General features: G+C 60.8%; 6 protein-coding genes (1 of these 6 running past the window's edge). All 6 read left to right on the forward strand.

The window, feature by feature from the left end; all coding sequences use genetic code 11:
• The first annotated feature begins 377 nt into the window (after positions 1-377).
• The gene (locus tag AC3ITA_RS06870) at positions 378-911 is read left to right on the forward strand and encodes a type VI secretion system-associated protein TagO (protein ID WP_256589174.1); all 534 of its coding nucleotides are present in this window, start codon (positions 378-380) and stop codon (positions 909-911) included.
• Entirely contained in the window at positions 899-2,317 is a 1,419-nt protein-coding gene (gene tssA / locus AC3ITA_RS06875; RefSeq protein ID WP_095946306.1) for a type VI secretion system protein TssA, read from the forward strand. Before AC3ITA_RS06870 ends, tssA begins: the two co-directional genes overlap by 13 nt.
• A gap of 4 nt (positions 2,318-2,321) precedes the next feature.
• A complete protein-coding gene (locus tag AC3ITA_RS06880; protein WP_489279836.1) occupies positions 2,322-4,841 on the forward strand; it encodes a type VI secretion system Vgr family protein in 2,520 nt (839 codons plus the stop codon).
• Entirely contained in the window at positions 4,841-6,646 is a 1,806-nt protein-coding gene (locus AC3ITA_RS06885; protein WP_095946339.1) for an esterase/lipase family protein, read from the forward strand. The genes AC3ITA_RS06880 and AC3ITA_RS06885 overlap by 1 nt, the downstream gene beginning before the upstream one ends.
• On the forward strand, positions 6,634-7,866 hold the full coding sequence (locus AC3ITA_RS06890; RefSeq protein ID WP_489279838.1) for a T6SS immunity protein Tli4 family protein: 1,233 nt from the start codon (positions 6,634-6,636) through the stop codon (positions 7,864-7,866). Before AC3ITA_RS06885 ends, AC3ITA_RS06890 begins: the two co-directional genes overlap by 13 nt.
• An 88-nt stretch (positions 7,867-7,954) precedes the next feature.
• Positions 7,955-11,128: the 5' portion of a type VI secretion system membrane subunit TssM gene (gene tssM, locus AC3ITA_RS06895; protein WP_489279839.1), read on the forward strand. 447 nt of this gene lie beyond the right edge of the window; 3,174 of the gene's 3,621 nt are visible here — the first part of the coding sequence; the start codon lies at positions 7,955-7,957; the stop codon falls past the right edge of the window.

The following is an 11,128-nucleotide window of genomic DNA, read 5'->3' on the forward strand; positions in this document are numbered from 1 at the left end:
TTCGTAGGGCTTTGGTGTGGGAAGTAGTATTGCTTCCATATTTTCCTACGTTGGCTGTAGAAATATCTGATAGATGCCTCTCTCTATTCTGTTTTAGTGGTGTGATATTCGTCTTTTACTTGCCTTGCTGGTGATCTCGGGTGATGCTCTTGAAGTTAATCGTTGAACTCGCAGATAAAAAGCGTTAGTTCGAAAAGTTAAGAAAGATGTCCGGTTTGGATTTCGACGAGGCATATCAGGAGATGTTGATGCGCGACGGATGGCGAGGGTGGAAATGGGGACTTTGTCTAACGGTGGTGGCTGTAATAGATGCGCAGGCGACGACACAAGATTGCCCTTCCATCGTCTCCCCCTTGAAGCGCCTGGAGTGTTTTGATTTGGCCGCTGGTACGCCCATCCATCACGCACCGGCGGCACCACGCGCCGTTGGCCGGGTACTGCCGATTGTCGATCTGGTACAGCGCAATGAAGCCAGGCGTCCACCCGAAGATCAGCGTTTTCTGTTGTCGTCGTTTCCGGAGCCGGACAACGACCAGCAGCAACGGCTGGTGATCTCCGCCCCGGCCTTGGGCGCGTTGCCACCCCGGCCTTACCTGGCCATCAGCTGCGAATCGAATATTTCCCGCCTGCAACTGGTGCTGGATGAACCGGCCAAGCCCAACAGGATTCGCATCCAGCTGCTCAAGGATGAGCGCCCGGTCTCCGAGGCCTATCAGTGGCAGGTGCTGGACGATGCCGGTCTGGTGGTCGACGCCGGCCGCGGCCTGCAGGCCATCTCGTTGTTGCGCAACATGGGCGGCGGCCAGCGCCTGCGACTGGAGAGCGACTATCCCCGGCTGCACGGCCTGGTATTCGACGCTGAAGGGCTGGGTGAGTTGATCAAGCAGGAGCGCCAGGTATGTCGCTGGTAATCGACGTGCCGGCGGACACCGTCAAGCTGCTGCTGACACCCATCGAGCCCGAGCAACCCACCGGGCATTTCGATGTGGAGGACGAAACCTACCAGGCCATCGACCAGGAAATGGTCAAGCTCGGCGGCTTGCGCGAGAGTGATATCGACTGGCCGTATATCGACGAAGCGTCCCGCCAATATCTGGTGACCCAGTGCAAGCACTGGCGCATCGTCGCCCATCTGCAAGTGGTGTGGCTGCGTACCCGGCAATGGGCGCGTTGGGCCGATGCCCTGGGCTTGTTGGCCGGCATGGTTGAACTGTATTGGGACAGTGCCTACCCCAAGCCCGGCCCCACCGGCTACCTGAACAAACGCAAGCAGGTGCAGCGTCTGTTGAGCGACCTGGGGCAGGTATTGCCGACCCTGGAGCGCAGCAGTTTTGAACCGGCCTATCAAGCCGCGGCGGAACTGGCTCTGGCCAACCTGCAACGCTGCGCCGAAAGCGCCAGGCTCGACCCCGCGCCGCTGGATGCGTTGCAACGCCAGTTGAACAAATACAGCGAGCCGGCCGCTGCCACTGAGCCCACCCGTGCGACCACCTCCGACAGCGTTCTGGATTCAGCGTTTTTTAACAGTCCCAAACCGCAAGCACCGAGCAATGAGCGCGAACAACGCCGCGCCGTGTTGAACATGGCCGAGCAGATCAACCAGCAAGACCCCTACGACCCCACCGGCTACCAATTGCGCCGCTTCGGCCTGTGGTCGCATCTGCGCGCCGCGCCTTCAATCGTCCGAGACCGCCGCACCGAACTGACCGCCGTGCCCAAGGACATCGTCGAAGGCTATCAGGACGCGCTGAACCATAACGCCCTGGACCCGAACCTGTTGCTGCGTATCGAAAAAAGCGTCTGCGCCTCACCGTACTGGCTGCGCGGCAGCTACCTGGCCGCCCACGTCGCCTCGCGCCTGGCAATGGAGGAAGTGGCCGCCGCCATCCGTCAGACCTGCGAGCGTTTCGTCTGCCGTTTGCCGGCGTTGCTGGAGTTGTGTTTCAGCGACGGCACGCCGTTCGTGGATGCACAAACCCATGCCTGGATCACCGGTGCCGACCAGGCGCAAACCACAGGCAGCCCGGTGCAGGAATACGCCGGCTTGCGCGACGAACTGGCCGCCCAACTCAACATTGAGGGCGTTGAACGGGTGCTGCTGCGCCTGCAGGAACTGCACGCCGCCCATGACGCCCCACGCCAGCGCAGCTACGCCACGGTGATCGCCGCCGACCTGCTGACATCCCGTGGTTTGTCATGGCTGGCGGATGACCTGTACGCCAACGTTGCGCGGCTGATGCGCGAGACCACGGCGCAGGGTTGGGAGCCGGCGTTGTATCAGAGGGTAGCGACTGTTATCAGTGAAAGTAAGGATTAGTCACATGCCCCGCCAAAGCGACCTGCGCTTCACCTTCGAGCCTTTGAAGGGCGACGCCTTCGAGGTGGTCTCGTTCACCCTCGAAGAAGGTCTGTCCCGGCCGTTCAAACTCGAACTGGAACTGGCCAGCCACAACGCCGCCATCGACTTCAATCGGGTCCTCGATCTGGCGGGGCTGTTCACCCTATGGCGTGGCGAGACGCCGGTGCGTTATGTCCACGGTTTGGTCAGCCTGTTCCAGCAGGGTGATACCGGCTTTCGTCGCACCCGCTACACCGCCGTGGTCGAACCGACCCTGGCGCGTTTCGACCTGCGTTCCAACTGGCGGATTTTCCAGGGCCAGACCGTGCCCGACATCATCACCAACGTGTTGGCCGAGCAACAGCTGACCGACATCCGCACTGAAATCTGCTTCGAACACCAGCCCCGCGAATACTGCGTGCAGGCCGGTGAAACCGACCTCGATTTCATCGCCCGCCTCGCCGCCGAAGAAGGCCTGCTCTACAGCTTCGAACACCGCGCCGACGGCCACACCCTCGTCCTTACCGATCGCGTCGGTGGCCTGGGCACCATTGGCACCCACACCGATTGCCCGGTGCTCTACCAGCCCATGGGTGGTGGCGATTCCATGGAACCGGCGTTGAACCGCTTCCACTACACCGAACAAGTGCGCACCGCACGCCAGGTACAGCGCGACTACACCTTCACCCACCCGTACTACAACCAGCAGCACACCGCCACCGGCGACCAGGACCTGAACAACCAGCACCAGGATTACGAACGCTACGACTACCCCGGCCGCTACAAACGCGACATCGCCGGCAAGCCCTTCACCAAAACCCGCCTGGCCGCCCTGCGCAACGACGCCAAGCTGGCGCATGTGGCCGGTGACGATGCGCGCCTGCAACCGGGGCTGGCGTTCGACCTCAACGAGCACCCGCGTGAAGACTTCAACGACCGCTGGCGCACCATCGCCATCACCCACGCAGGCAAACAACACAGCAGCCTGGAGGAAGAAGCGTTCGGCAGCGGCAGCGGCACGTCCTACGAGATGCAGGCCACAGCCATCCGCTGGACCTCCGACTGGAAAGCCCCACTGCGTGACAAACCCTGCATCGACGGCCCGCAGATCGCCACAGTGGTCGGCCCGTCTGGGGAAGAGATTTATTGCGATGAATGGGGCCGGGTCAAGGTGCAGTTCCCGTGGGATCGCGCGGACAAAAACAACGACCAGAGTTCGTGCTGGATTCGTGTGGCTCAGGGCTGGGCGGGGGCGACCTGGGGCGCCATGGCCGTGCCTCGAGTCAATCAGGAACTGATCATCAGCTTCCTGGATGGCGACCCTGACCAGCCTATCGCCACGGGCCGCACCTACCGCGAGACCAATCTGCCGCCCTACGAGCTGCCCAAGCTCAACGCCGTAGCGACGACCAAAAGTCGCGAGTTCAAGGGTACACGAGCCAACGAGTTGCGCATTGACGACACCACTGCGCAAATCAGCGCGGCGCTAATGAGTGATCACGAACATAGCGCGCTGCATCTGGGTTACCTCACTCATCCACGCCACTACGGTGGCGGAAAACCTAGAGGGGAAGGTTTTGAGTTGCGTACGGATGGTCACGGCGCGTTGCGCGCAGCAAAAGGTTTATTGCTGAGCGCTGAAGCTCAACTGAAGGCCGGTGCGGGTCAACTGGAACGCCAGCAGGTGATCGAGGTGCTGCAAGCCGCCCTGACCTTGGCCAAACAGCTGGGAGCATCTGCCGAAAATGCCCAAGGAATTGCCCGGGATTCACAGCCGCAACAGTCCCTGACTGATGCCGTGAATGCGTTGGGCCATGGTGCCAATGATCAGGCCAATGGCTCCGGCAATGGCACGCAACCCGTCATCGCGTTAAGTGGGCCTGCCGGCATCGCTGCCGCGACGTCCCGCAGTATTGCCATGGGTGCAGGCGAGCACATCGACAGCGTTGCGCAACAGAACCAGCAACTCACCGCCGGCAGGAAAGTGGTGATCAATGCAGGCGATGAGCTCGGACTGTTTGCCCAGGGTGGCGACATGCGCCATATCGCCCATAACGGCCAGCTGCTGTTGCAGGCCCAGCACAACAGCATCCATGTGCAAGCGGATCAAAGCGTGGAAATCAGCGCCAGCCAGCAACACGTGCTGGTGGCGGCAGACAAGCACATCACCCTGTTGTGCGGTGGGGCTTATATCAAGATGCAGGGCGGCAATATCGAGTTGGGAATGCCAGGCAATTTCACGGTGAAGGCTGCGAACAAGTACTTCATTGACCCAAGCAATGCCGCAACGGAACTCAATAGCTGGCCCAGCACATCGTTCAACGAACGCTTTCAAACCTTTTTCCCGGACGGTCAACCCATCCGCAACCGTGCCTACGCTCTGGTGCGCAAAGACGGCGCACGTTTCGAAGGCCGTACCGATGGTGATGGCTTCGTCACCCTGCAACAGGGCATGACGCTGGAAGGGCTTGTACTGGAATGGCTCGAGCAAGGAGACCTTTGATGACTGATAACCCGTCGACACCGCGCGTCGCCCCGATGACCTACAACGCCCGGGGTAACCCTGTGCATACCTGGACCCTGACGCCCAGCCATATCACCGACCCGGTGCACTGCATATTGCCGCCGGATGGGGTGCTGCCGGTGATTTTCGTGCCGGGGATCATGGGGTCGAATTTGAAGAGTAAGCCTGCTGAGCAGGAGAGCGAAGAGCAGGGAGAAGAGGGGGTACCCATCTGGCGGTTGGATGCGGGGTTCATGGGAAAGAACATGTGGTTGGCGAAAAACTGGATATTTAAAACACCAGGCGAACGTCAAAAAATTCTGCATCCGGTTCGTGCGGAAGTTGATAGAGAAGGAGCGGTGCCTAAACGCGCCGTAGGTACGGTCATTACCCAGCCAGAGCCAGACAAGAAAAAGGCAGCCTTGGCCCTGACCAAACGCTATCGAGAACGTGGCTGGGGCGAAGTCAGCGAAACCAGCTATCACGCTTTTCTGCTTTGGCTGGAAGACACCCTGAACAGCCAATTCCTGCCCCACCAATGGCCGCAATTCGACATCCGGCCGGAGCACTTGCACACCGTGGCCGTCGAGCCTGGGCCTACGCACATCACCCGGTTAAAACCTGAAATTCCCATCGCCATGCCGGGATTGGGCGCCAACCTCGCCAGCCAGTTGCCGTCGATACTTTCGGACGAGTTGGTGGCGCGTGGCGGCTACCGCATGCCGGTGCATGCCTGTGGTTACAACTGGCTGGACTCCAACGAACAGGCCGCGTCCAGGCTGGCCAAGCGCATCGACGAGCTGATGCACCAGTACGGTCGCAATTGCCAGCAGGTGATTCTGGTGACGCATTCCATGGGTGGGCTGGTGGCGAGGCGATGCGCGCAACTGCCGGGCATGGCCGACAAGATCGCCGGTGTGGTCCATGGGGTGATGCCTGCCATCGGCGCGCCGGTCGCTTACCGCCGCTGCAAAGTCGGCATGAGCGACGAGGACCCCATTGCCGGTGCGGTGATTGGCCCGACCGGCCAGGAGGTCACCGCTGTGTTTGCGCAGGCGCCTGGAGCCTTGCAATTGCTGCCCACCCAGGATTATGCCCCGGGGTGGCTGCGGCTGATCGACGAGCGAGGCGGGCCGGCCATGCCGCGCCAGCCGGAAAAAGACCCCTACGAAGAGATTTATCTGCGACGTGACCGTTGGTGGGGATTGCTGCGCGAAGAGTGGTTGGCTCCAAAGGATGGGGATCCGATCACGTGGAAAGATTTCGCGGATAACATCCGGAGCGCAAAGGAGTTTCACCAGGACATCGCTGGGTCATACCACCCGCAAACCTACGTCTACTACGGCAACGACGACAAGCACCCCAGCTTCGAATCCATCACCTGGGAAATGCGACGCGGGTCTCGTCTCAATGGCCCCCATGCCTCAAGCCCCGATGCCTTCACGGTGTCCAGCCTGCAGATGCATGAAGTGCGCGACGACGGACGCAGCCCGTTGTACGTCGGCGGGCAAGCCGAGGCCGTGCCACCCCTGCGCGGTGATCCCGACTCGCCGGTCAGAACCGTGCAGACCAGCTATTGGGAATTGCACTGCCGCATGCAGGACGGCACGGGCGACGGCACCGTTCCGGTGAGTTCTGGCCGTGCGCCGATCAGGCAGGCACGCAAGGATTCGATCCGCCAGCAAGTCCAGGCACCCGGCTTCGATCATGAAGCGTCGTACGCCAATCCGTTAACCCAGCAATTCACTCTTTACTCCCTCATCAAAATCGCAGCGAAAGCCAAGAGGCCGCTATGCGCCGGTTGACCGCTTTTTTTACAGGCCTGCTGTTGGGGGCGGTCGCCGGGTGCACCGCCTTCAAACAGCCCACCGAACAGGAGAAACAAACCGTGCACGAATTGACCAGCAACATGCGCACCTGGGCGCTGGGCCGAGGCCTGATCGATCTGCCCGCCAACTGGAGTGGTGGCGGGGATGTGAAGCTGTACTACGGATTGGGAGCTGATCACTCAAGCGTTGAGGTCTTGATCTTGGGGGAGGGCGTGACGCAGGAGCGATTTGATGCGGCCTTGCAGGAGCGGGCGCGTCGGATCTCGGCGGTTAAGAACTATAAGAATTCAGATGTGTCGATGCTGGTGTCGGCGAAAATGGCCTCACCCAGGGAAAAGTTGCTGCAGTACTACAAGCAAGCAACACGCCGCCAAACATTCGTTCATGAGTCTCATCTGCTGATCGATGACGTCTACGTCATGCTCAGAGCTCAATCCTACGACGGCGATACGGATCCCGTTCAAGCCCAACTATTAAAGCTGTCTAAGGAAATCTTCAAAGTCACCCCCGAAAATGCCGGCGCGGGGTTTGCGCTTGGGCCGATTGTGATTCGTAGTCACCACGATCAGGAGATCGCGACATTCAATTTTCGGCCTCCTGCTTCGGATGTCTCGCTCGAGGTTTATGTCAACGCGTTATCGCCTAGCCAAACGAAAAGCATAAAGACCCGGACCGAGGAGGGCGCAAGGGTTTTCCTCGCGGGTGATTATGAAAACCTGCGCACGAAGAAGATCACCCTCGCGGGAATGCCGGCGGAAGAATCCCTGATCGGCTTCAGCGACGACACCCACCGTCAAATCCTCTTCGGGGCCGAGACCTATCGTGAAAACCCCGCCCTGAATCGTCCAAGCATGAATTTTCGTATGTCGGCGGGTGGGATAAAAAGAACTCCAATCAATCCTGACAAACCCAAGGACTTAGTTCGCTGGACGCTTCCCCAATTCGCTAACAAAGGTTACGAACTGCCGCTCTGGCAACAACCCGCTTCACCAGATCCCGTCAACCCCTCCCTTACCGACTACGAAGCCATGGCCGTGTGGGATGCAATCCTAAAGTCCGTGCGCATTCGCTACGGCTCAGTTGCGCCCAAGCCGGACCCTTGGGCGAACGACCGTGGCCCAACGGCCGAGGAAGCGGCCGAAAACAAACGCATCCTCGATGAGTTCATCGCCAGCTTTGAAAAGCGCAAGCCATGACCATGGGCGTGGCGTTAGCGGGAGCAAAAAGGAACGCGTTCATGCTGTCTGTAGGCAATGAATTCTATAAATACGCTAGGAGCGATTCATGAAAACGGTCTGGAGTTACCTCATACGCTGGGGCCTGCCGCTACTGCGCCAGTTCAATCAGGCGCTACCGGTGCTGGTGCTGCTGGGCGTGGTGTTCTTGCTGATCGCCATCTGGTGGCTGGGGCCACAGTGGACCTGGCGTGAGCACCAGCCGCTGGCCGACTTGGCGATGCGGGTCTCGGTCAGTGTGGTGGTGATCGTAGCGCCGCTGCTGGTCTGGGCGTGGCGTGTGCGGGAGCGTTACCAGCGTTTGCAAGTCGAACGCCAACATGAGGTTGCCCTACAAGCCGACCCCTGCCTGCCTTATATCGAAGCGCAGGAGCGGGCTCTGGATCGCAGCCTGGGCAACCTGCTGAACAATATGGAGCGCCGCCGTTCGCTCTATCAACTGCCGTGGTACCTGGTGCTGGGCGAGGAGAACGCCGGCAAGACCAGCTTGATCACGCGCTCCAACCAGAGCTTTGCCTTATCCCATGTGACCAAGGCCGGGGTCAGGGTGCACCAGGAAGAGCAACTGGCCTATCCGGTGGATTGGTGGATTGGTGACGAGGCGGTGTTGATCGATCCTCCGGGTGAATTTCTCAGCCACCCGGAGTCGACGGTCAGTGATGAGGAGCAGTCGGGCGCCGAGGGCAAGGTCAAACCGGTACTGCCCGCCGGCACCCATGCGCGCCTCTGGTCGCACCTGCTCGACTGGCTGACGCGCAACCGCAGCCGTCGGGCATTGAACGGCGTGGTGCTGGTGATCGATGTGCAGGCCTTGTTGGGGCAGCGTCCCGAACAACGCAAGGCCCACGCCAACCTGCTGCGCACCCGGCTGTTTGAGCTGACGCGGCAATTGGGCACGCGCCTGCCGGTGTACGTGACGCTGAGCAAGTTCGACCTGCTGGAAGGTTTCGAAGAGTTCTTCGCCCGCTTGTCGCGCAGTGGGCGCGAAGACCTGTTGGGCTTCACCTTCAGCCTGGACGCGGTGGATGATTTCGATGCCTGGCTGGCGGAACTGACACGCCAATACCAGGCCTTTGTCGTCTGCCTGAGCGAGCAAGTTTTTGACGGCGCCAGGGAGTCGCGCACATTGATTGAGCGCGATCGCTTGCAGGCGCTGGCGCACCAGGTGGCGGGTCTGCGCCCGGCGCTGTTTGGCTTCTTGAGCGAAATGCTTGGCAGCGATCGTTTCACCACCCCGGCGCTGGTGCGCGGGCTGTATTTCTCCTCGGTCTTGCAGCAAGGCACCCTGAGCAATGCCTTTGTAAAAGAAGCGGGGCAAGCCTACCAACTGCCGCCCCCACCACCTGAGGTCAAACCGGCCGGTGGCACGGTTATCTACTTTGCCCAGCAACTGTTCCAGCGGGTGATCTACCCCGAAGCGGGACTGGCGGGCGACAACATCAAGGTGGCCCGCAGCAAACGGCGCCTGTTGATCGCAGGGTTCAGCGTCGCGTCCCTCGGGTGTTTAGTGACCATCGGCACCTGGCAGTTTTACTTCAACATCAACCGCGACAAGGCGGCCAATGTATTGGCCAAGAGCCAGGAGTTCAGTGAGCGGGACATCGACGCCAAGGTCGACCCCACCGGGCGCAACCTGTTGCTGCCCCTGGACCAGATTCGCGATGCAGTGCTGGTCTACGGCGACTATCGCCAAGCGTGGCCGTTGTTGTCGGATATGGGGCTGTATCAGGGGAGGGCGATCGGCCCCACCGTGGATAAGGCGTACCTGAATCTGCTATCCAAGCGCTTCCTGCCGGCGATTGCCAGTGGTGTGCTGGATGCGATCAACACCGCGCCTGCGGGCAGCAATCAGCAACTGGCGGCCTTGCGCGTCTACCGAATGCTTGAAGAGCGGCAAAACCGCCGCCCGGCCATCGTCGAAGAGTGGGTCGCCAGGCAGTGGCAGCGCGCCTATCCAGGCCAGGGCCAGTTGCAGGCCGATCTGATGGGTCACCTGGGCTACGCGCTGAAATACGCCGACGCCGACCTGCCGCACTACCGTGAACGCATTGCCCAGGTGCAACAGCAATTGCGCCAGTTGCCCATGGCCGAACGGGTCTACATGAGCCTGAAACAGGACGCTCTGGAGCGTTTGCATCGCCCGCTGGACCTGCGCAATGAGGTCGGCCCAGCGTTCGATATCGTCTACCGCCCGCTAAACACCGATCAAGCGGGCAGCGGCCTGCAGTTGCCACCGCTGCTTACCGCCAAGGGCTTCAAGGACTACTTCGAGCCTGGCACCGACGGCATCATCGAACTGGCCATGATCGACCAATGGGTGCTCGGCGAACGGCAGCGCCTGGACTACTCCGATGAAGACCGCAAAATTCTGACCCAGCGCATTCGCGCCCTGTACAGCGCCGATTATGTGGACAGCTGGCGGCGGGCACTGAATCAGTTCGCGGTCACCGATTTCGACGACCTCAGCCACGGTGTGGCCGTGTTGGAACAAGTCACCGGCCCGGCCGCACCGCTGCGGCGCCTACTGGAAACCTTGCGCGACAACAGCGTGATTTACCCGGCCGTGCCTTTGGCCGAAGGACAAGCACCACTGGCGCTGGACAAGGTATCGGACGGCCAACAGCAGGCCGCTGGTATTCGGCGCGCGTTCTCCAGCCTGGCCGAATTGATCACCGCGCAAGGCGAGCAGCCGTCCTACTACGAAGAAACCTTGCGCTCGGTCAGCGCCGTCTACGACTATGCCAAGGCCGTGCACGACAATCCCGACCCCGGTAAAGCCGCCCTTAAAACCGTGCTCAATCGCTTCTCCCTGGGCGGTGCCGACCCGATCGCCAACCTGCAACGCGTCGCCGTGGGTCTGCCCGAACCGCTGAACCAACAGGTCAAAAAGCTCGCCGACCAGACCTCGCAGGTGCTGGTGATTGCCGCCCTGCGCGAGCTGGAGAAACGCTGGGACAGTGAGATCTATAGCTTCTATCGCGACCGCCTGGCGGGCCGTTATCCGTTCAAGGCCAGCGGCGAGGACGCCTCGCTGGAGGACTTTGAAGCGTTCTTTGGTCCACAAGGGCGCCTGCAGCAATTCCACGATCAGTACCTGAACGTGTTCCTCAAAGACAACCTCGATGTGCTGTACTCCGACAGCCTCGGCGGCTATCTGGTGCGCAGCGACGTGCTGGAACAGCTGAAAAAGGTCGAGCGCATCCGCGACACCTTCTTCAACCAT

This window comes from Pseudomonas sp. GL_090, assembly GCF_057837765.1.